Consider the following 22,832-nt stretch of genomic DNA (forward strand, 5'->3'; position numbering starts at 1 on the left):
ATTGGCTATTCATCTTAGCCAGCTACACTTATTTTTAGATTTTAAATTACCCTCGCCCATGGTAGTTTAAACAAACGCACTTTATTGGAGCAAACGGTATGAAACATATATTTATTGTCGCAGCACTGGCGCTACTTACCGCCTGTACACAAACGCCCGATTGGGATTACGATAAATCAGCAAACTTTAGTAACTACAAAACGTTTGCTTGGGTAGAAAACGCGAGCCTAACCAAAGACACGAATAACTACCAAATCAGTGGCCTTATGGAAAAACGCGTTCGCAATGCGGTAAACAACCAACTAAGCCAACAGTTAGGTATGCAATTGGTTGACGTAGCGCAAGCTGATGTACTTGTTAATTACCATGCAAGTGTTGATAAAGAGCTAGAAGTAGATACCTTTAACGTAGGCTACGGTGCACGTTGGGGTTACTGGGGCACAGGCTTTAACCACGATGTAAGCGCACGTGAGTATGAAGTAGGCACGTTAGTTATCGATATTATTGATCGTGAGTCAAACCAATTAATTTGGCGTGGTGCTAAAGATGGTCGTTTAAAGAAAAAACAAACACCATCACAACGTGAAGCCGCTATTAAAGAAACGGTTGCCAATATTTTAAGCAACTTCCCGCCAAAAAAGCAGCAGTAAGTTTTAATTAATATTTAAAAAGCCCGCAGGCTCGCGGGCTTTTTTGTGAGAAAAGGAATTTTTCGGTGACATTTAAAAAGCTCCTAACCCTTAGCTTATTTTTACCCCTGCTTTGTGCGTTCCATGCGTACGGCACTCAACTACAGTTAAAGCCTGGTATATGGCAAGGAATTTATAAAGATCATTTTGAGTACAATGTACTGGAAATTAAAGAAAACGGAGAACACCGTTTAATAATAGCAAGTATCGCCAATGCATTTTATAGAAATAAATCAATTGCGTTTAGCAATAATGATATCAAATGCAGTCGCATTAATTGCACTATCAAACTTGTTAGCCCTAATAAAGAACATCTGCAATTTACATTGATTTTAAGCCCCTTTTTAGATAATTCATTCGAGGTGTTAGAAATTTATTCTAATGCAGACGATAATTTTGTAATGTCAAAAACGTACCGATTGGAAGAACAAAAAGGGCAATCTACCGTTCGTACATTTATAGGTAAATACCGCTCTAAAATAGATGAGTTAGCTGCTATAGAAAAGACGGGCCTACATGGTTTTTGGGTAGGATTATTAAATTTAGACGGCAAGCAAGAACTAGCAAGTATTGAATTTCACCCCAATAAAAAGTCGTATTTCAATTATTTTACAAATGGGACCAATGACATAATTAGCACCTCTTTTATGCCACAAGATATTCAAGAAAAAGAGAGGATATTGGAAATAACCACCAGCCACCCACTTTTCGCAAATAAGCTAATTATTCATAAAGACAACCGAGAACTTAAAGGCTATATGTACTCAAACCACAAAGGCACAACACTTCAAACTGGCTCGTTCAAATTATATCGTTTTGAAAGACCTGAGTACCCTTAAAGCTATCACGATTTATACTTGTGCAATAAATCAAGCGGGATATGGCAATAATCATCAGGGTGATTGGTTAAACGGTCTTGATGCTCGGGATCGCTAGGGACATAATTAGTCAATGGCGCTACTTGTACCGCTATTTTTTTTGCATCGTCCCGCTGGCTAATATAGTCTCTGGCGATGTTTAGATGATTACTGTCTTGGCTAAAAATGGCGGTACGGTATTTTTCGCCTACATCGTTACCTTGTTTATTGATACTGTATGGGTCAATAATTTCAAAAAAATAGCCGATTAATTCATTTAAGGTCACTTCTTGGCTATCAAAGGTTACTTTCACGCATTCGGCATAGCCATCGTATTCACCTTGTGTTGTGTTACTAGTGCCATTGGCACGCCCCGCCTCAGTAGTCACTACTCCAGGTAAATACTTCATAAATTCTTGCACGCCCCATAAGCAACCACCAGCAAAATAAAGTGTGTGCTGATTTAATGAATGGCTCGGTTGTTGTGTTTGCATAATAAAGTGACCAATGTAAATAACTTATAGGATGCAGAGTTACTATTTTGTAACGCTAGATTTGATTATCAAATGCAGTTTTTTATCATTAATGTACAATAGCGCCCAAAATCACCCTAGCTTAGTGAGCTTACCTTATCATGTGATAAAAAATGAAAGGTATTTAATTGTTAGCGCCATTGCATAAAATGAGAGTAATGATATGAATCGTGCCCCGCACCTTATAATACCGGCCGTACTAGCCAGTATTTCAACTGTTGCTTATGCAGAGCAGAGTAAAGAAACAGCAACCATAGAACAAATAACAATTGAGGCGTCACCCACCGCCAATACATTACCTGTTGGTACATTTGATTCGCCTATTTCAAATTTAGAGTACGACCCGCGTGTTGACTTGCAATCACGCAATATGGCTGAAGCACAAGCTGATGTAACGATACGCGGGGGTATTTTTGAAAATACCGGCTTTAGAGTCGGCAGTGCAACTCTACTAGACCCGCAGTCTGGTCACTACTTTGCAGAAATTCCTATTGCACCACAAATGCTAACGGGTGCCAGCGTATTAACCGGAGCCGATAATGCACTTTATAGCATTAATAGCTCGGTAGGTACTGTGTCGTTTACTTGGAAACCAATAACAACGGGTGGCAGTGTCTCTTTGGGCGCTGGCTCAAATGACTTTAACCTACAAACAATTCATGCAGGTGTGAGTACTCCAATTGAAACAAACGCTAATTGGCGTATTGGTTTTGAAGGTGAATATTCGCACTCACAAAGTGATGGTTCAATTGATTTTGGCGATCATGACTTTACCCGTACTTCTGGAAGAGTGCAGTTAACTGGGAGCGATTCACAAACTGATTTATTTTACGGCTTACAAGAAAAGTTTTTTGGTTGGCCAAACCTTTATACCCCCTTTGGTGTAAATGAAACCGAAGACTTAGAAACCCAATTATGGATGCTCAACCATAAGCAAGCCTATGCTACCAACAGTAAATTTGAAGTATCGGCTTATTATCGCAAGCATAACGACCATTATGTTTATTCAAGAGAAAACCCAAGCGCGTTCCAAGCATTTCATGAAACACAAGTAACATCACTGGCTATTTCAGGTCGCCATGCGCAAACAAAGTCAGTTGCGGTTAATTACTCTGCGCTATATATAGAAGACAGTATTGACTCCACCACCCTTGAAAATAACTTTACTTCACGTAACTACTTTAAGCTTAGTGTATTGCCTGAATACACAACAGCACTAGCAAGCAACCAGCAACTAACGTTGCGTTTAGGGGCTGCGTTTGATAACACCAGTCGTGATGATTCTGAGCTATCGTTAATTGGTGATGTTAGTTTAAATACCCAAAATAACGATGGCACTGAGCGAACATTGTATTTGTCTTATGCTGAGGCAAGCCAAGTAGCCGGTTATACTGCTATTGGTGGCAGCGAGACTGGTGGGTTGTTCAGAAGTAACGCTAATCTTGAGCGCGAAACCACCAAAAACTTAGAGCTGGGCTTATTACTCGAGCAACAAAGCTGGCAACTCAATTCAGCGCTTTTTTATCGTAAAGATAATAACCTAACCGATTGGACATTTAACTTTGATTCAAGCTCAGCACGATTTGCACAGCCTGTTGATATTGATGCCACAGGCCTTGAGTTTTTAGCCACTAAGCAATTTGATAACGCAGAAATTATTGCCAGCTATGCGTACTTACATAAAACAGAAACCTACGGCGCTGAAAATATTGATGCTAGCTTTTACGCCTTAAACTTTCCTGATCATCGTGTAACGCTCGGTGCAATTTGGAACCCGACGGATATGTTAGAGTTTCGAGTAGATAATGAATGGCGTAAACAGCATAACAATGCGCTACGCCGTTCAGGTGACGAGGCGTTATTTACTCAACTGACAGTAAAAATAACTCCACCAGCCCTGCCTAACTTCTTTATTAGTCTTGCAGCTGATAACTTGTGGGATGAGTCGTTTGAAGAAATTCCAGGCACGCTGGGTCGCGGTGAGCAATATACGCTAAGCGCCACGTATAGCTGGTAACAATTTAGCTCGGCGAGGGTGTATCCCACGCTGAGCGTGTTTTTTAAATTGAAATAATAAACAGACTAGCAACAAACTGACTTAAAAATTTTATACCACAGCTCACCCTACTTTACGTACTCTAAAAGCCCAGCGCCTCTTCGCCCTTTTTGTGCATTTATCATTAAAAACGGTATGAACAAAGAGGATTGAATGAGAAGAAAGTGAGAAAAAGACGACTCACTAAACCAAGTGATTTTGTGTCTAAGTCACTTACTCTTAAAGCGCAGCGTTTCTTTGCACTCTCTTAGTACTATTTTTAGAAACAAAAAGTACGTGTCTACACTTTTCAAGCGTATAAATTGTAAATATATGTGTATTTAATACAATAAATTAGGTTAATTGCTCTAATTCTGTAATTAACGTTAATGCATGTTCATTGGTTGTCCCGCATACATCTAAAGTGGCGCTAAAATCACTACACACTTTAGGGCGCGACTCATCACCAAATAGCTTACATAAATTACGCTCATCTAGCTGAATACAACGTTCTCCGGCCTTTTTACCATTTGGCATACCCGGTATTGGCGAGCTAATACTTGGTGCAATACAACATGCTCCACAGCCTAAACGGCACGCCATTGATTGTGTTTTCATTATAACCTCAGTAATAAATTTCAATTCTATTGTTGCTGTTTTGCATACAAACAGAGCAATTTGTTCTATTTGCAACTGCATTATGCAATGACTTGTTACATCTTCAAACACACTGTAAACACTTTATTGCGTATCATTAGCCCATCAGCACAATTTATGAAGGAATGCCCTGTGGCGACTAAAAAACAAATAATACTCCCTATCGCGGTCCTTGTTGGTGGCATCGCCCTCGCAGCGGGCTTTTCAGCAATGAAAAAACCACCAGAAGAAAAACCAGAACAAGATACTCGCCCATTGGTTGCAGCACAACCTATTCACCTTGATGCAATCACTCTCGATGTTAAATCGTACGGTATTGTGCAACCTAAAGACCGCACTGAACTCATTGCTCAGGTAAGTGGCCAAGTTATTTCTGTTGCAGGGCAATTTGTTGAAGGTGCCTTCGTAAAGCAAGGGGATATTTTAGCACGAATTGACCCAAATGATTACGAAGCTGATTTAATTGAAGCTGAGGCCGGGCTCGCCCAAGCAAGTTCAGCGCTTGAGATTGAACGTGCACAAGCGCATGTTGCTAAAGCTGAATGGGAACGAATTAAAGCAGACTCAAGCGATATTACCGCTTCTGCGCTTTATTTACGTAAGCCGCAATTAGCAGAGAAAATGGCGCGTTATCGCTCAGCACAAGCAAGTGTAAAACGTGCTAAACGTAATTTAGAACGCACTTATATTAAAGCCCCCTACGATGCAATTATAAACGCGCGTAGCATTAGTTTAGGTTCTGTTGTAAATCCAGGTAATAGCTTTGGCTCACTCAGCGCCACTTCGGTCGCTGAAGTACGTTTACCGGTTGCCGATAAAGAGCTGCAATATTTAAATAATGGCGGTATTGGTGCAACAGTGTTATTTAGTGCGCAGTTCGCGGGCAAAGAAACCACATGGCAGGCTAAAGTGGTACGCAGTGAAGGGGTGATAGATCAAAAAAGCCGTATGAGCTATTTAGTAGCACAATTACCAACCCCATATGCTAACAAAACTCAACCATTGCGTTTTGGCTCCTATGTTAACGCTAGCATAGAAGGTCGTGCAGTTAATAACGCCATTGTTGTGCCACATCATTTAGTCAAAGAAAATAAAATTGCGATATTAAATGACGATTTAACCCTGTCGTTTAAAACTCTTAACATTATACGTGAACAAAACGGCATGGTGATCGCAGACCAAGGGCTTAATGAAGGTGAACAGCTAATTACTTCTGCCCTTGAATACCCTACCGAGGGAATGGCGGTAAAAATTGAAGACGTTGTAACAACCCCAGACGTTACTCAACTTGCATTGAAACAGGAGTAACTTATGTCTACACGTGAAAAAGGCCTAATTGCATGGTTTGCGCGCAACCCTGTTGCAGCAAATCTATTGATGATATTTATACTTATTGGTGGCATTTTAACGGCGTTTACTATTCGCAAACAAATGTTTCCACAATTTGAAAGTAACTGGATCAGTGTCTCTGCGGTATACCCTGGCGCAGCCCCGCAAGAGGTTGAGGAAGGCATTACTATAAAAGTTGAGGAGAACCTTGAGGGTATAGAGGGAATAAAGCGCCTTATCACCTACTCCAATAGAGGCTCTTCACAAGCATGGATTGAAATAGAAGAGCAGTTTGATCCGCAAGAAGTACTCGATGAAATTAAAGTACAAGTGGATTCAATCAATACGTTTCCTGCGGGTATGGAGCGCCCTATTGTTCGTCGCGATAAATACGAACAAGAAGTAATGATACTTGCGCTTTACGGTGACATGAGTAACTACCAACTTAAAGAGCTCGGTAATGATATAAAAGATGAGCTTCAGGCACTGCCTAATATTAATTTAGTTAACTTTAATGGTGGCCTTAATTACGAAATTGGTATTGAAGTAAGCCCAGACAAACTGCGTGCTTATGGATTAACGTTTAGAGATATTGCCAGTGCAGTGCAAAGCTTTTCTGCCAATATGTCAGCTGGGCAAATTCGCTCTGAAAATGGCTATATTTCAATGCGCGTTGAGAAACAAGCCTACCGTGGTAGCGAGTTTGCAAAACTACCACTGATCACCCTTGCCGATGGCGCGCAAGTATATTTAGGTGACGTTGCCACTATAAATGATGGCTTTGAAGAAGGCCTGCAATACTCAAAATACAATGGTAAAAACTCATTGTCGTTTGAAGTAAACGCCTCTAAAGATCAAGATATTACCGATGTTGCTAAAGTACTTAAAACCTATATGGCTGAAAAAGAATCGCAACTGCCTGCAGGTGTTAAGCTCTCTCCTATTGTTGATTTAACTTACTACCTCGAAGGTCGCCTCGATATGATGGTCGACAATATGATTTGGGGTGGCTTACTAGTTATGTTGGTATTAGCGCTGTTTTTACCATTACGTTTAGCTTTTTGGGTAATGATGGGTTTACCTGTGTCATTTTTAGGTGCCTTTTTGTTTATGCCAATTGGCTTTTTAGATGTCACCATTAACTTAGCCTCGTTATTTGCCTTTATACTGGTGCTTGGGATAGTGGTTGATGACGCCATTGTTGTGGGCGAATCTGCTAGTGCTGAAATAGAAAAACACGGCCATACACTCGATAACGTAGTACGCGGCGTAAAGCGCGTGGCAATGCCAGCAACATTTGGCGTACTTACCACTATTGCGGCATTTTTACCGCAAACTCTTGCTACAGGTCCAGGTGCGGCTTTTTCTAAAGCCATTGGTGGGGTGATTATTTTATGTTTAATTTTCTCACTAATTGAATCAAAACTTATTTTGCCGGCACATATTGCGGCAATGAAAGACCGTAAACCAAATCCAAAAAACCCGCTTCACCGTGCACGTAAAGTAATGGATAACGCCCTAAAAAGTTTTGTTGATAACTACTACACCCCGTTTGTTGGTCGCTGCATTCATTATCGCTATACCGTAATTGTCGGTTTTATGTGTTTACTGATTGTCAGTGCGGGAATGTTTGCCGGTGGTTTAGTTAAATTTGTGCCTAATCCTAAAATACCGCACGATTTTCCACGCATTGATATAGAAATGAACTTAGCGTCTTCTGAGCAAGCAACGCTTGAGACAGCTAAAAAAGTAGAGCAGCTAATATTGAGCGTTGATAATCAGCTCAAAGAGCAATACGGTAAACCGATGATCCGCGATTTATCAGTTAGCTTACGTGGGCGAACGCAAGCAAACATTATGGCTATTTTAGTTGAACCCGACCTGCGCCCTATTGATACCTTTGCACTGAGTGCCTTATGGCGCGAGCAAATGCCTAACTTACCGGGTGTTAAAACCCTAACCATTCAAGACAGTATTATGAACGGGGGTCGAGACGATGGCGATGTAAGCTTTAAACTCGAAGGTAAAAATGCACAAGTACTTAAAGAAGTCGCTGGTAAACTTAAAATCAAGTTACAAAGTATGGAAGGCGTAGGCGATGTTAATGACTCAATGCAAAGCGCCACCGATGAAGTACAGCTAGATTTAAAACCACTTGCTTACAGCATGGGGCTAACCCTTGCCGATGTGGCGTCACAAGTAAGCTTTAGTTATTATGGTCTTGAAGCACAACGTATTCTTCGCGAAGGTGAAGAAATTAAAGTGATGATCCGCTACCCAGAAGATGAGCGTAACTCAATCAGCGATATCGACAGCGTACGTATTATCACCCCCACAGGCGCTGAAGTACCATTAAGTGAAGTTGCTAATATTTCATTAGTTGATGGGGTTAATCGTATTCGCCGTGAAAATTCAAAACGTACAGTAAACGTGTGGGCTGCAGTAAATACTGACCAAGTAGAACCCTTTGCCATTGCACAACAAATTCGTGATGAGTACTTACCTTCATTACTTAAAAACTACCCAGGGGTACAAAGTAATGTGGCTGGTCGTATTCAAGAGGAAATGGATAGCGCTGATGAGCAATTACGTGACTTTGCGCTATCGATGATCATAATTTTTGCATTATTGGCTATTCCTCTGCGCTCTTACTCGCAACCATTAATTATTATGTCGGTCATTCCATTTGGTGTGGTTGGCGCCATGTTTGGCCACATGGCACTAGGTATGACCATGAGCAGCTTATCGATGTTTGGCATTATTGCGGTAGCCGGTGTGGTGGTTAATGACTCACTCGTGATGGTAGATTTTGTAAACAAAGCGCGTGCTGAAGGTGTGGCAATAAAACAAGCGGTAATGCAAGCCGGTGCACGTCGCTTTAGAGCCATATTACTAACTTCAATCACCACCTTTATTGGGGTCATGCCGATTATTATGGAAACCAGCTTACAAGCAAAAATTGTAATACCTATGGCGGTATCGCTCGCTTTTGGTGTGCTGTTTGCCACGGTAATAACGCTTATTCTTATACCGTGTCAGTATGTTGCGCTTGAAGATGCAAAACGCCTGATCCGCAAATGGCGCGGTAAAGATGCCCTAGTCGATGGCCAACCAGCAACGACGAATCACTAAATTAAGTAAAATCCCAACCAAAAAGCTCGGTATTATTATGCCGAGCTTTTTATTTATAGTTATAAAATAGCATTCAACTATTTGCCAGTTTGTCTCCCTACTGGTAATTTAACTCTAAATTTTGCTCTTAAAGGATTAACCATGGGCACATTTCAGCTTATCTTATTTATCGTCTTTGCCGTATTGACTACTCTGGGTTACAAAAAGAACAACCGTAATTTAATGCTATTGAGTGCAATAACTATTTCTTTTGCATTTGTAGGGTTAGAATTTTTACTCGGGTTTGATGAGGGATTATCAGGGACTGACTATGAATAAAAAAGTAATACATTGGCCAAGTATATCACTCTATTTAATCGCCTTATTCACGTTTATCGGTGGCATTATTGACTCCACCTATTCGAGCTTCCTCATTGGCTTTGGCTTTAGTTTTATGGGCTTTGTAAGCATTCGCTTAATCCCAGCAAACTTTCTTACTCGTAAACTAACTAGCCCTATAGCGGAAACTCTCGTTCGTAAAAGAGATATAACAACACAAATTATCGGATTTTTATTACTCATTACTGGGTTAGCTTTATCTATGCTGTTCAACGTTTAATTGCGTGATTAAAAAGATCCTATGATGAGCATAATAAACTGCTCGTTTTTTATGCCTTTTACGTTATGGTATTTAATAATCATAATAAATAAGGCACAACTATGAATTCCCCTCAGTCTGAACACATTCCTCAAGAAGCATTTGATTGGTATGACGAATACGCTCACGGTTTAATTGATAGACGCACGTTTGTGAAAAAGCTTGGTGGCTTAGCCGCATTGGGCTTTTCAATGACGGTGCTTACAGGTGCATTATTACCTAATTACGCACAAGCCGAGCAAGTCTCATTTAACGACGATGACATAAAAGCCACTTACCAAGTATTTGATTCGCCTGATGGCCATGGTTCAGGCAAAGGCTATTTAGTGGTTCCAACAAATACACAAGGCAAACTACCTGTTGTATTAGTAGTACACGAGAATCGCGGCTTAAATCCGTATGTAAAAGATGTTGCAAGGCGACTGGCTAAAGCCGGGTTTATTGCTTTTGCACCTGATGCGTTGCACCCACTGGGTGGCTACCCAGGCAACGACGATGAAGGTCGAGCCATGCAGCGCACGATGGATCGCGTTAAAATACAAAATGATTTTGTTGCCGCCGCGCATTTTTTGAAGGCGCATCCAAATAGTAATGGTAAATTAGGTGCCGTTGGTTTTTGTTTTGGTGGCTATATTGTTAATTATTTAGCCTCAGTAGGCAGTAACTTATTGACCGCGGGCGTGCCCTTTTATGGCACACCTGCAAGTGAAAGCTTACACAAAAATATAAAAGCGCCGTTAATGATTCAATTAGGTGAACTTGATAAACGCGTTAACGCCACATGGCCTGAATATGAGCAAAGCTTAAAAGCTAACAATGTTGAGTTCACCATGCACATGTACGAAGGCGCGAATCATGGTTTTCATAACGATTCAACTGGCCGCTACGATGAAAAAAATGCCGAACTTGCATGGCAGCGTACATTAGCATTTTTTTATAACCACTTAAGTTAACATTACTAAGCGTGTATTTGTTACTCGTTAATTAATACACGTTTATCAACAATTCCCTCTTTTACTAGCTGATTCAATAAGTGAGCGGTTTTTTCTCTGCACACATCGCGTAGTAGTCGTACAGCGGGAGTAATCGATTGTCTGCTTGGGCAAATAAGCCACAGCTCCCCTTGGGTGTGCTGATAGTTAGGCATCACAGTAACAACGCGTTTATTTAATAAGTCATCAGCAATATCTAACGCCGATTTAACCGCTAAACCTTTACCTGCCAAACACCAACGCCTGACTAAATCGCCATCATTTGAGGCACGTCTGCCCTGCATTTTTACTTTGTATTTTTTTTGGCCATCGGTAAACTCCCATACATTATTGATAATATCTTGCAGCTGATAAAATAACCCTTGATGCTGCGCTAAATCATCAGGGTGCTCTGGCTCACCATATTTAGCTAAATAGGTAGGTGTAGCACAGAGTAGTCGCGGTACGTTGCAAATTTTAAATCCATAAACACTGCTATCACTTGGGGAGCCATAACGCAGTGCAATATCAACCGAATCACGAAAAAAATCGATATTGCTATCGCTAATGTGCGTACGCAAGCTCACACTTGGGTACCTATCCATAATTTCATCAATCCAGGGGATCACTAGGTTGCGCCCTAAATCAGATGAAGTAGCCACCCGCAATTCTCCCTCAATAGCATCATGTTCTCCTTTGAGGTTTTGCCTTGCCGTTTCAAGTACAGCCAGCGCTTGTTCGCATTGGGGTATGTACCGCTCCCCTGCACTGGATAAACGCAAATGGCGAGTTGTTCTAATAAATAATTCGCAGCCAAGGGCTGATTCTACGCGCTTAATAGCCGCACTGGCGGTTGCTGTGCGCATATCTAACTTGGCTGCTGCTAGCGTAATACTTCGACACTCAGCTACTTTTAAAATCAGTTTTAAGTCATCAATCTGCATATTATCTATTTTTATTTGATAATGATTCAATAATTATGCTATTTATTTTAAATAAAGCAAATTGTATTATGCTGCTCATACACTCAATGAACACTGTTTATTAGCCCTTTTTTATTATGGAGAGACTATGACTCACCCTATTATTCGCGACCTTGAAAGCCGCCATACTGCTAAACGTTACGACGCGACAAAGCGCATTTCTCAAGACGATTTAGCGGTATTGTATGACGCGATGCGCCTTTCTCCTTCGTCAATTAATTCACAGCCTTGGAAATTTATTGTGATTGAATCTGAAGCCGCAAAAGAGCGTATGCACACTACCTTTGCTAATAAGTTTCAATTTAATCAGCCACACATTAAAGCGGCGTCGCACATTATTTTATTTGCTCATAATCCGCAATATACTCGTGAAGATTACGGACACGTAATTGATGCCGATATAAAGAATGGCAGAACTCAAAAAGAAAACCGCGAGCAAGCTTTTGGCGCCTTTGCGTTTGTTGATTTAAATACCGATGAGCAAGGTAATAATGCCGCGTGGACCAAAGCACAAACCTACATTGCTTTAGGCAATACTATGCATGCAGCAGCACGCTTAGGGATTGATACCACGCCGATGGAAGGCGTTGATGCACAGCTGATTGGTGAAGAGTTTGCAAGCGAATTAGACGGCTACATCTGTGATGTGGCACTTGCGCTGGGTTACCATGATGCAGAAGAAGACTACAATGCTAAGCTGCCAAAATCACGTTTAAGCAAAAAACAAGTAATTCAGGTTTTATAAGTCAAAGCTGCTCACTTTAAATTGTTAGTGAGCAGCTCACTTTATTAGGCTAGTTTTGTGACCACAGACGCACTAATAACTTTGCCTTGATCAACATCTGCGGTAACAGTGCATAAAGCTCCATTGATTAAATTTAAATTAGGAGGGATGTGACCAATATCGGCATCAATGATCACCGGAAATAAACACCCGCCAAAAGCGGCATTTAAGCCTTGGCGATAATCAAACCCTGGGTCTTGCCCTTGTAAGGTCACATGACGACCAATAATCACCCCGTTTATATCATCAAACATGCCCGCTAATTTAAGTGACAATAAAAACCTTGCAACGGTCGCTGGCGTGAGCTCTGCGCTTTCTAAATAAAGCACAATACCTTGCGAGGCATTATGCTTTTTAAACTCATGCAGTGCTAAAAAAGGCGAATCAAGCAACAGCCCAACCGTATCAAGACATCCACCAAACAATCGCCCTGACATTTCGATACTGCGCTTATCGGTGTAATTTAAACATTGCCATTGGGTGGGAACGCTGTGATCAAATAATGCATTCGGGTTTTGTGCGTAATCAAGCTTGCTATGTTGATGGTAAGTCGAGGGGGCTTGCTCAAACTCACTATTAGCCTCATAGCTTAGACTTTCAAAAATTTGTAAACAATACGGATCTTTTTCATCGGGGTGTAACTGAATTAAATTGGCGCTATGCAGTGTTGCCCAATTACATTTTGCTGTCAGTGCACAGGCAATCGTGCTGACATCTGAATAACCCACCAACCATTTAGGTTTGGCATTTTTAATTGCGCCAAAATCAAGTAACGGCAATATTTCCATTGCCAGCTCTCCGCCCATTGGCGGCATAATCGCATCTATTTTATCATCCAATAAAAAGTCCATTAATTGCTTGGCATGCTGCTTAGCAGTAAGTTGAGTTCGCGGCTCGTTTTGACGTAAAAACTCCCCTTCAACAACCTCATAACCTCGATGTTTTAAGCCATTAATGACGATGTCTAACCGTGGGTGATATTTTGATTTGATCCCCGCTGATAAAGAACACACGGCGATTTTAGATCCCACTTTTAAAGGTGCTGGATACAGTATATTTGCCATATTATTTCCTTATTGAAGAATAGGTTACTACCATAACAACATAGCCTACATTTACAAACAATGAATAATAATTGACAGGTATCTAAACCAAATATAAAAACCAAGCATAAAAAAACCAGTGCTTATTGCTAAGCACTGGTTTTTATAAAACGTTAAAGTGAGTTAACTAATTAAATATACTCAACCTCAATGATTTCGTACTCTACATCGCCTTTTGGCGTTTTGATAATCACAGCGTCATCCGCTTGTTTACCAATTAAGCCGCGAGCAATTGGTGAATTAACAGAGATTAAATTACTTTTAATATCTGCTTCATCATCGCCAACAATCTGATATTTAACTTCAGCGTCGGTTTCAACATTAACGATGGTTACCGTAGTCCCAAAAATCACTTTACCTGTATTAGGCATCTTTGTTACGTCAATCATCTGCATGTTTGAAAGTTTTGCTTCAATTTCTTGAATACGGCCTTCACAAAAACCCTGTTGCTCACGCGCAGCGTGATACTCAGCATTTTCTTTTAAGTCACCGTGTTCACGTGCATCAGCAATATCAGATACAATTTTTGGACGGGTAACAGTTTTTAATTCGTTAAGTTCATCGCGCAATAATTTTGCGCCACGAACTGTCATTGGAATTGATTGCATACTTTTCTCACTTAATCCCAAGGCCGTGGTTACGGCCTTGGCACATTTCCTTAGTTCAATCGCAGGTGTAGTTCTTGAACAGACGTCACTTTACTGCGGTCATCTGCTTGGTTAGCAGTACAGTTAGCAAATGCCGCATTCAATGTCGTAGTATAATTGGTTTTGTGCTGCAATGCACCACGACGTAACACCTTCGAATCTTCAATCGCTTGGCGACCTTCGGTGGTATTAACGATATAGCTATACTCGCCATTTTTGATTCTATCAAGAATGTGCGGACGACCTTCATATACTTTATTTACACGGCGAACCGTAATTCCAGCATCTTCAAGTGCAGCAGCTGTTCCACCTGTTGCATCTAGCTCAAAACCAAGGTCTGTCATGGTTTTAGCTAGTTCTACAATACGTGGCTTATCGCTATTACGTACAGATAGTAACGCGCGACCACCACGTGGTAAAGTGTTGCTTGCACCTAATTGTGCTTTTGCGAACGCTTCGGCGAAAGTATCACCAACACCCATTACTTCACCCGTAGAGCGCATTTCTGGGCCACGGATAGGATCCACACCTTGGAACTTAGCAAATGGCAATACCACTTCTTTTACGCTGTAGTAAGGTGGAATCACTTCTTTAGTAATGCCTTGGCTTGCTAAAGATTGACCCGCCATACAACGTGCCGCTACTTTTGCAAGTGCTACACCCGTTGCTTTAGATACAAATGGAACTGTACGTGCTGCACGCGGGTTTACTTCGATTAAATATACTTTGCCATCTTTAACCGCAAACTGTGTATTCATCAAACCCACTACGCCAAGCTCAAGGGCCATATCAGTTACTTGCTTACGCATCACATCTTGCACTTCTTGCGTTAGCGAGTGAGCTGGTAATGAACATGCTGAGTCACCAGAGTGAACGCCCGCTTGTTCAATATGCTCCATGATACCGCCAATAATCACTTGCTCGCCGTCGCAAATTGCGTCAACGTCAACTTCTATCGCGTTATCTAAGAAACGGTCTAGTAATACTGGCGCTTCATTTGATGCAGATACCGCTTCGGTCATGTAACGACGTAAGTCTTGCTCATCGTATACAATTTCCATCGCACGACCACCTAATACGTACGAAGGACGCACTACCAGTGGGAAACCAATTTCAACTGATTTAAGTAGTGCTTCTTCAGTAGAGGTAACCGTCGCATTTTCTGGCTGCAGTAAATCCAAACGCTCAACAAGTTGTTGGAAACGCTCACGGTCTTCTGCACGGTCAATGGCATCAGGTGAAGTACCAATTACAGGCACACCGTTAGCTTCAAGCTCACGCGCTAGTTTAAGTGGTGTTTGACCACCGTACTGAACGATAACGCCTTTTGGCTTTTCAACACGTACAATTTCTAGTACGTCTTCAAGCGTAATTGGCTCAAAGTATAAACGATCAGATGTGTCGTAATCGGTAGAAACCGTTTCAGGGTTACAGTTAACCATGATGGTTTCGTAGCCGTCTTCGCGAAGCGCAAGCGCAGCATGAACACAACAGTAGTCAAATTCAATACCTTGGCCGATACGGTTAGGACCGCCACCAATTACCATGATTTTATCACGGTCAGATGCGTTCGCTTCACATTCTTCATCGTAAGATGAGTACATATAAGCAGTGTCTGAGCTAAATTCTGCGGCGCACGTATCAACGCGTTTGTACACAGGTACAATATTGAGTTGATGGCGCTTTTTACGAATTTCAGCTTCTGACACACCAGCAATTTCTGCAATACGGGGATCTGCAAAGCCTTTGCGTTTAAGTTTACGCAAGAAGTCTGCATTTAAGCCGGCCATACCGACTTCTGAAATTTTAGCTTCATCTTTTAGGATGTCTTCAATTTGTACTAAGTACCAAGGGTCAATCTTAGTTAATTCAAATACATCTTTAACGCTCATACCATGGCGCATTGCATCGGCAATGTACCAAATACGCTCTGCACCTGGCTCACGTAATTCACGAATGATTTTTTCTTTTGCTTTCGGGTCGTCAAGCGCCACAATTGGGTTAAAGCCCGTTGCGCCTACTTCTAAACCACGTAATGCTTTTTGTAATGACTCTTGTTGGTTACGACCAATCGCCATTACTTCGCCTACTGATTTCATTTGCGTCGTTAAACGGTCGTTTGCACCGGCAAATTTTTCAAAGTTAAAGCGAGGAATTTTTGTTACCACGTAATCGATTGAAGGTTCAAACGATGCTGGTGTTTTACCGCCAGTAATATCGTTTTGAAGCTCATCAAGTGTGTAACCTACAGCCAATTTTGCTGCAATTTTAGCAATTGGGAAACCCGTTGCTTTAGATGCAAGCGCTGATGAACGTGATACACGCGGGTTCATTTCAATGATAACCATACGGCCATCAACGGGGTTTACACCAAATTGTACGTTTGAACCGCCGGTTTCAACACCAATTTCACGCAATACGGCCATAGAGGCATTACGCATGATTTGGTATTCTTTGTCGGTTAATGTTTGTGCTGGCGCAACCGTGATTGAGTCACCTGTGTGCACACCCATTGGGTCAAAGTTTTCAATAGAACAAACGATGATGCAGTTGTCTTTTTTGTCACGAACAACTTCCATTTCGTATTCTTTCCAACCAATTAACGATTCATCAATTAATAACTCGCTGGTTGGAGAAAGATCTAAACCGCGCTCACAGATTTCTTCAAACTCTTCCATGTTGTAAGCCACACCGCCACCGGTGCCGCCCATTGTGAAAGAAGGACGAATAATACACGGTAAGCCGATACGGCTCATAGTATCGCGAGCTTCATCCATTGAATGGGCAATTTCAGCACGTGGACATTCAAGGCCGATGTTACGCATAGCAACATCAAAACGCTCACGGTTTTCTGCTTTATCGATTGCATCCGCCGTTGCGCCAATAAGCTCAACACCATGCTTTGCCAATACACCGTGCTTGTCTAAATCAAGCGCACAGTTTAATGCTGTTTGGCCACCCATTGTAGGCAGGACAGCATCTGGCTTTTCTTTTTCAATGATTTTTTCTACCACTTCCCAGTGAATTGGTTCGATGTATGTTGCATCGGCCATTTCTGGGTCAGTCATGATAGTTGCAGGGTTTGAGTTAACTAATATAACTCTATAGCCTTCTTCTCTTAGTGCTTTACACGCTTGAGCACCAGAGTAGTCAAATTCACAAGCTTGACCAATTACAATTGGGCCTGCGCCTAAGATAAGAATGCTTTTTATATCGGTACGTTTTGGCATTATTACTCCGGTTAAATTAGTGGTTACGCGCTTGCATCAAGTCGATGAAGTGGTCAAATAATGGGGCTGCATCGTGCGGACCAGGACTTGCTTCAGGATGACCTTGGAAGCTAAACGCTGGTTTATCTGTACGGTGAATACCTTGTAATGTACCGTCAAATAACGATTTGTGCGTAGCACGTAAGTTATCTGGTAATGTGGCTTCATCTGCAGCAAAACCGTGGTTTTGTGCAGTGATCATTACAACATCGCGGTCAAGATCTTTAACTGGGTGGTTACCACCATGGTGGCCAAACTTCATTTTTACTGTTTTAGCACCTGAGGCAAGTGCTAGTAGTTGATGCCCTAAACAAATACCAAAAATTGGCGTGTCGGTTTCTAAAAAGGTTTTAATTGCATCAATGGCATAAGTACATGGCTCAGGATCGCCAGGGCCGTTTGATAAGAAAATACCATCTGGGTTTAAGGCTAGTACGTCAGCGGCAGAGGTTTGTGCTGGGACAACGGTCAGTTTACAACCACGATCAACAAGCATACGTAAAATGTTACGTTTAACACCGAAGTCGTAGGCAACAACATGAAACTTTTCATCATCAGCGTGTAAGGTTTTAAACCCCTCGCCTAATGTCCAGCTTGATTCGCGCCACTCAAAATTTTCCTTGGTTGAGACAACTTTTGCTAAATCCATACCTTTTAAGCCTGGGAAGGCTTGCGCGGCTTCGAGCGCTTTTTTCTCGTCTAGTTCGTCACCAGCAACAATACAGCCATTTTGTGCGCCTTCGTCACGCAAAATACGGGTTAGTTTTCTGGTGTCGATGTCCGCAATACCTAAAATATTACGTTCTTTTAAGTAATCATCTAACGATTGCTCGTTACGAAAATTACTTGCTAGCAGTGGCAAATCACGGATCACTAGGCCTTTAGCCCAAATGTGACTCGCTTCTTCGTCTTCGCTGTTGGTACCCGTATTACCGATATGTGGGTACGTCAAAGTTACGATTTGTTCCGCGTACGATGGATCAGTCAAAATTTCTTGATAACCAGTCATAGACGTATTGAATACTACTTCACCGACTGACATGCCGTCAGCGCCGATTGCAGTACCGCGAAACACTGTGCCGTCTTCTAGGACTAACAGAGCGGATTTAGTCAAGTTAAACCTCCTAACAGTAAAAAACGGGAGTAAACAAATTGCTTAACACCCCGCCAATACCCAAATAATTGGTCAAAACCTGATTTCTGTGAGCTTAAATTGTTTTACGCAGTCTTAAATGATGCCGATGTAAACCACTAAACCTTCATTCATTTTTCTTGCCTAAAACTCTTTTTATTCCCACACAAACCCCGGTTTTGCTAACCATATGAGTATAATTGGAAACACGCATTTAGTAATTTTTGGCAAATTGGCTGCATTCTACATGAAGTTGGCTTTTAGGTCTAACGCTAATTAGTAAATTGCAATAAATAAGTGGTTATAACAAAAAACCACCTCAAAGCGTTAAAAAAGGAACTTAACTACTTTAAATCTAGCACATCTTGCATATCATAAAGTCCTGCTGGTTTATTTTTCAACCACTGCGCAGCTCTTATAGCACCTAGGGCGAAGGTCATTCGAGAACTTGCTTTATGGGTTAATTCAAGTCTTTCGCCCATTGTAGCGAAGTAGGCCGTGTGTTCACCTACTATATCGCCGCCTCTTAGCACCGAATAGCCAATTTCATTTTGTGATTTGGCCTGCTCTATATTGTTACGATCATAAACAGCAACCTCATCATGATCCCACCCTTTAGCCTGTGCAATCGACTCGCCAATAGCTAATGCTGTACCCGATGGCGCATCGATTTTATGGCGATGATGCGCTTCAAAAATTTCAATATCTAAATCATCGCCTAATTTTGTCGCTGCTGTTTGCACTAAGTTAAGCAGTAAATTTACGCCCACGCTATAATTACGCGCAAATACGATCGGGATATGTTTAGCGGCATCTGTTAATAGCGCCATATCGTCATGAGTTAAGCCGGTGGTGCCAATTACCATAGGTGTTTTTTGCTCAACGGCTGTTTTTAAATGATTTCTCATGCCTTCAGGCAAAGTAAAGTCTATAAGCACATCTACATTTTCAACCTGCTGTTCACTGCTAAACTTAATCTCTTTTGCCGCTGCGCTATTAAGCTGATTAACTGGCAGGTCTAATAACGGTGACTGACTGCGCACATAGGCCGCCGCTAATTGTGAATTTTTATTGATTGTTGCTGCTTCAACAAGTGCCAGTCCCATACGGCCATTCGCACCAAACACACCTACTCGATTCATCTTTTTACAACCTATGTATTTTTTAGTTAGCTAGATTTTATCTAAAACTCATGTAATAGTCAGGAAAGCTTATAAAAAAGCTTCGATTATTTTAGGGTCTGTTGACCTTTGCGGATTAAAATTTGTTTAAACTAGGAGCGGTTTAATCGTGGCGCGAGGTTTGTAACCTAGTGGGCTCGATAACTGCTCCTGCGTTATTCTACTGGCTTACATCCATGTAAGAATAAGTAAAACCGAGCAAAGCTTCCGCGTCCTGCTCACGCCCCTTATCTACATCCATGTAGGCAACAAAGAGTAAATCGCTCCTAGGCAGAACCCTTCGGGCAGCGCCTGTTTGGCATTGATGCTGCGTTATCGCCTATTTATGGGGAATACCACACCACATAGGCTCTGCCTTGCCTAAATACCAAACAGACTGCTGCAAATTTAACCTTGAAAGATCAACAGACCCTCATAATAATAACAGATAGCCTTTGCATTTAGCCATCTATACATTTAAACTTCTTTTTTTTGCGCCGATTTGGTCTTTGGCTTGCGGGCGCTGTTGGATTACTTATCTGGTTAGATAGTAAAACAAACAACTAAATTCAGCTAAAAGAGGGATGCTTTGGCTGTTTAATATATCAATCGACTTCGATTGCTATGAATAATTAACGAGGATTATGATGCAGCCATCATTTGATAAAAATAAAGCAAGATTTTCTTTGCTTCCCCTACTCACCTTTGTTGCTATTTTTTTAGGCTCAGGCTTATATTTACAATCTCAAGGGGTTGATTACGCGTTTTATCAACTCCCAGCACCAGTCGCTATTTTACCCGCGATTGTTTTAGCCTTTATTTTAAATAAAACCAGCATCAACCAAAGCGTAGAAACCTTTATAAAGGGCGTAGGTAATAACAATATTATTACCATGTGTCTTATTTACTTACTAGCGGGTGCTTTTTCGGCGGTTGCTGGTGCTACCGGCGGTGTAGATGCGGTTGTTAATGCCGGACTTTCACTTATTCCCCCTTCGTTACTACTACCTGGTTTGTTTTTAATAGCGGCGGTTATTTCTACTGCTATGGGCACATCAATGGGAACTATTGGTGCTATTGGCCCAATTGCCTATGCAGTATCTATTAAAACAGGAATTGATCCTGCTTTAATGGCCGGTACCATTGTATCTGGCGCTATGTTTGGTGATAACTTATCAATAATTTCTGACACCACGATTGCTGCTACGCGTACGCAAGGCTGTGAAATGAAAGATAAGTTTAAAGAAAACCTTAAAATTGCAGTTCCGGCCGCCATACTCACTATTGCATTGCTATTATTTTTAACGCCTGCAGCACAAGTAGTTGATACCAAAGACTACGATATTTTATTAGTACTTCCGTATGCCTTTATTTTAGTCCTGGCGGTAATGGGCTTTAATGTGTTTGTTGTGCTGTTAAGCGGTATTGTGTTTGCCGCATTAATGGGCTTTACCGGCAGCTATGAAGGTGCAAGCTTTGTAAAAGATATTTACAAAGGCTTTAGTGAAATGCAGGAAATATTTTTACTGTCTATGTTTATTGGTGGCCTCTCTGAGTTTATTCGTATTAATGGCGGCCTCGACTACATCGCTCAAAAAATTCAAGCTATTACTAAAGTCATTGCTAAATGGCACCGTAAAGTAGCCGATCAGTTAGGGATCGCGGCATTAGTTGTCACCAGTAATATGTGTATTGCCAATAATACCGTGTCTATTATTGTGACAGGCCCTATTGCTAAAAAACTGGCTGATGATGGCGAAATTAGTGGTAAACGCTCTGCCAGTTTATTAGATATTTTTGCCTGTGTAACCCAAGGGTCTTTGCCTTATGGCGCGCAAGCATTATTACTCGGTGCTACATTTAAAATTAGCCCGTGGGATGTTTCAACCTCATCTTACTACTGCTTTATTTTAGCCTTTACTGCTATTGCTGTTATTTGTTTGCGCCGCAATAAAGCATAATCTCCCTTTTTACAGTGTATTAGCTGCGTGCTAATGCACTGTTTATCACAATAAATAATTAACAAATTAACCGTGTTTGCTATAATGTGATATTAAGCGTGTCACATAAAATATGGCTATGAAAATTAAAAACTTACTTCCTCTCGTTGCACTAAGTGCGTGTGCATTAAGTTCAACAGCTACCGCTGCTAATTGGAGCAATACGGCGCTTCATATTAATAACGGCAACCACAAAAACCCATTTACTGAACAAAAATCTAATACCACGGTGTACTCAATTGAGCATGCTTCTGGGCATGATTATGGTGATAACTTTTTCTTTATTGATTACAGTACCGACAGCAACGATGATGGCTTTCAAGATCAAGACTTTTACTTTGAAGGTTACTCTACGCTTAGCTTATCTGCGGTAATGGACGAAAAAGTAGCGTCAGGGGCGCTTGTTGATGTTGGCCTAACCATGGGTATTAATGCTGCAGGCGATGCCAAAGTAGTTAAATATTTACCAGGCGTAAAATTAAGCTGGGATGTGCCTGGTTTTAATTTCTTTTCAACCCTTATCAGTGCATACATTGATGATAGCGAAGGCGTTGCAAAAGGCGGTGCACCCATTGAAACTAACAGCTGGATGTTTGATGTAGCCTTTGATTACCCGTTCATGATTGGCTCGCAAAAGTTTAACGTAAAAGGACATGCAGAGTACATTGCTGAACGAAAAGATGAGTTTGGTAACGATGTGCGTGCTTGGTTTTTAGCCCAACCTATTATTGTATGGGATATGGGACATGCGCTAGAAATGAAAGAAAATACCTTACTGTTAGGTATGGAATGGCAATACTGGCACAATAAATTTGGTACTGATGTTAGCGAATCCGTGCCGCAAGTTCATTTAGAGTGGACGTTCTAGGTTCTAGTAACATGATAATTGAAAAGCCTGTCAGTTTAAATCTACA

Annotated in this window: 19 protein-coding genes; 11 read left to right on the top strand and 8 right to left on the bottom strand. The window is 41.3% G+C overall.

What is annotated here, in order from left to right; genetic code table 11:
• Nucleotides 1-98 precede the first annotated feature (98 nt).
• Nucleotides 99-650: a DUF4136 domain-containing protein gene (locus MTN97_RS03620; protein ID WP_036982398.1), complete on the top strand. Its 552-nt coding sequence runs from the start codon at nt 99-101 to the stop codon at nt 648-650.
• 65 nt (nt 651-715) lie between these two features.
• On the top strand, nt 716-1,528 hold the full coding sequence (locus MTN97_RS03625) for a hypothetical protein (protein ID WP_033103309.1): 813 nt from the start codon (nt 716-718) through the stop codon (nt 1,526-1,528).
• Between the two features lie 5 nt (nt 1,529-1,533).
• On the opposite strand, the gene MTN97_RS03630 is transcribed toward MTN97_RS03625, so the two are convergent.
• A complete protein-coding gene (locus MTN97_RS03630; protein WP_036982396.1) occupies nt 1,534-2,040 on the bottom strand; it encodes a peptide-methionine (S)-S-oxide reductase in 507 nt (168 codons plus the stop codon).
• A gap of 202 nt (nt 2,041-2,242) precedes the next feature.
• On the opposite strand from MTN97_RS03630, the gene MTN97_RS03635 reads away from it, so the two are divergent.
• The gene (locus MTN97_RS03635; protein ID WP_248473707.1) at nt 2,243-4,096 is read left to right on the top strand and encodes a TonB-dependent receptor plug domain-containing protein; all 1,854 of its coding nucleotides are present in this window, start codon (nt 2,243-2,245) and stop codon (nt 4,094-4,096) included.
• Between the two features lie 372 nt (nt 4,097-4,468).
• On the opposite strand, the gene MTN97_RS03640 is transcribed toward MTN97_RS03635, so the two are convergent.
• Nucleotides 4,469-4,732 carry a YkgJ family cysteine cluster protein gene (locus MTN97_RS03640; RefSeq protein WP_008109286.1) on the bottom strand — a complete coding sequence of 88 codons (264 nt, stop codon included), beginning with the start codon at nt 4,730-4,732 and terminating at the stop codon, nt 4,469-4,471.
• 171 nt (nt 4,733-4,903) lie between these two features.
• On the opposite strand from MTN97_RS03640, the gene MTN97_RS03645 reads away from it, so the two are divergent.
• From MTN97_RS03645 to MTN97_RS03665, 5 genes are all read left to right on the top strand, one after another.
• Entirely contained in the window at nt 4,904-6,079 is a 1,176-nt protein-coding gene (locus MTN97_RS03645; protein WP_024602956.1) for an efflux RND transporter periplasmic adaptor subunit, read from the top strand.
• A gap of 3 nt (nt 6,080-6,082) precedes the next feature.
• Nucleotides 6,083-9,232 carry an efflux RND transporter permease subunit gene (locus MTN97_RS03650; RefSeq protein WP_076922480.1) on the top strand — a complete coding sequence of 1,050 codons (3,150 nt, stop codon included), beginning with the start codon at nt 6,083-6,085 and terminating at the stop codon, nt 9,230-9,232.
• A gap of 141 nt (nt 9,233-9,373) precedes the next feature.
• Nucleotides 9,374-9,550, top strand: coding sequence for a hypothetical protein (locus MTN97_RS03655; protein WP_175610051.1), 177 nt, complete (start codon nt 9,374-9,376; stop codon nt 9,548-9,550).
• Complete coding sequence (locus MTN97_RS03660; protein WP_248473708.1) at nt 9,543-9,830, top strand: hypothetical protein; 288 nt, start codon at nt 9,543-9,545, stop codon at nt 9,828-9,830. The genes MTN97_RS03655 and MTN97_RS03660 overlap by 8 nt, the downstream gene beginning before the upstream one ends.
• A gap of 101 nt (nt 9,831-9,931) precedes the next feature.
• Nucleotides 9,932-10,822 (top strand): dienelactone hydrolase family protein, encoded by an 891-nt coding sequence (locus tag MTN97_RS03665; protein WP_248473709.1) that lies wholly within the window; start codon nt 9,932-9,934, stop codon nt 10,820-10,822.
• Between the two features lie 20 nt (nt 10,823-10,842).
• On the opposite strand, the gene MTN97_RS03670 is transcribed toward MTN97_RS03665, so the two are convergent.
• Nucleotides 10,843-11,784, bottom strand: coding sequence for a LysR family transcriptional regulator (locus MTN97_RS03670; RefSeq protein ID WP_076922477.1), 942 nt, complete (start codon nt 11,782-11,784; stop codon nt 10,843-10,845).
• A gap of 127 nt (nt 11,785-11,911) precedes the next feature.
• Here MTN97_RS03670 and MTN97_RS03675 point away from each other — a divergent pair, with 127 nt between their 5' ends.
• A complete protein-coding gene (locus tag MTN97_RS03675) occupies nt 11,912-12,568 on the top strand; it encodes a nitroreductase family protein (protein WP_248473710.1) in 657 nt (218 codons plus the stop codon).
• A gap of 44 nt (nt 12,569-12,612) precedes the next feature.
• Here MTN97_RS03675 and MTN97_RS03680 read toward each other — a convergent pair whose 3' ends face one another.
• The 5 genes from MTN97_RS03680 to dapB all read right to left on the bottom strand — a co-directional run bounded on the left by MTN97_RS03680 (nt 12,613) and on the right by dapB (nt 19,900).
• Entirely contained in the window at nt 12,613-13,671 is a 1,059-nt protein-coding gene (locus MTN97_RS03680; protein ID WP_248473711.1) for a S66 peptidase family protein, read from the bottom strand.
• A 170-nt stretch (nt 13,672-13,841) separates the two neighbouring features.
• The gene (greA, locus tag MTN97_RS03685) at nt 13,842-14,318 is read right to left on the bottom strand and encodes a transcription elongation factor GreA (RefSeq protein WP_010388635.1); all 477 of its coding nucleotides are present in this window, start codon (nt 14,316-14,318) and stop codon (nt 13,842-13,844) included.
• A gap of 50 nt (nt 14,319-14,368) precedes the next feature.
• On the bottom strand, nt 14,369-17,587 hold the full coding sequence (gene carB / locus MTN97_RS03690; RefSeq protein WP_248473712.1) for a carbamoyl-phosphate synthase large subunit: 3,219 nt from the start codon (nt 17,585-17,587) through the stop codon (nt 14,369-14,371).
• A 16-nt stretch (nt 17,588-17,603) separates the two neighbouring features.
• A complete protein-coding gene (gene carA, locus MTN97_RS03695; protein WP_248473713.1) occupies nt 17,604-18,740 on the bottom strand; it encodes a glutamine-hydrolyzing carbamoyl-phosphate synthase small subunit in 1,137 nt (378 codons plus the stop codon).
• Nucleotides 18,741-19,102: 362 nt separating this feature from the next.
• Nucleotides 19,103-19,900: a 4-hydroxy-tetrahydrodipicolinate reductase gene (gene dapB / locus MTN97_RS03700; RefSeq protein WP_008463955.1), complete on the bottom strand. Its 798-nt coding sequence runs from the start codon at nt 19,898-19,900 to the stop codon at nt 19,103-19,105.
• Nucleotides 19,901-20,565: 665 nt separating this feature from the next.
• Between dapB and MTN97_RS03705 the strand changes: the two genes are divergently transcribed.
• Together MTN97_RS03705 and MTN97_RS03710 are read left to right on the top strand one after the other, a co-directional pair.
• Nucleotides 20,566-21,879: a Na+/H+ antiporter NhaC family protein gene (locus tag MTN97_RS03705; RefSeq protein WP_013465160.1), complete on the top strand. Its 1,314-nt coding sequence runs from the start codon at nt 20,566-20,568 to the stop codon at nt 21,877-21,879.
• A gap of 118 nt (nt 21,880-21,997) precedes the next feature.
• The gene (locus MTN97_RS03710; RefSeq protein ID WP_024602952.1) at nt 21,998-22,786 is read left to right on the top strand and encodes a nucleoside-binding outer membrane protein; all 789 of its coding nucleotides are present in this window, start codon (nt 21,998-22,000) and stop codon (nt 22,784-22,786) included.
• Nucleotides 22,787-22,832 lie beyond the last annotated feature (46 nt).

It is taken from the genome of Pseudoalteromonas sp. 2CM36K (genome assembly GCF_023161865.1).
Lineage (GTDB): Bacteria > Pseudomonadota > Gammaproteobacteria > Enterobacterales > Alteromonadaceae > Pseudoalteromonas > Pseudoalteromonas tetraodonis.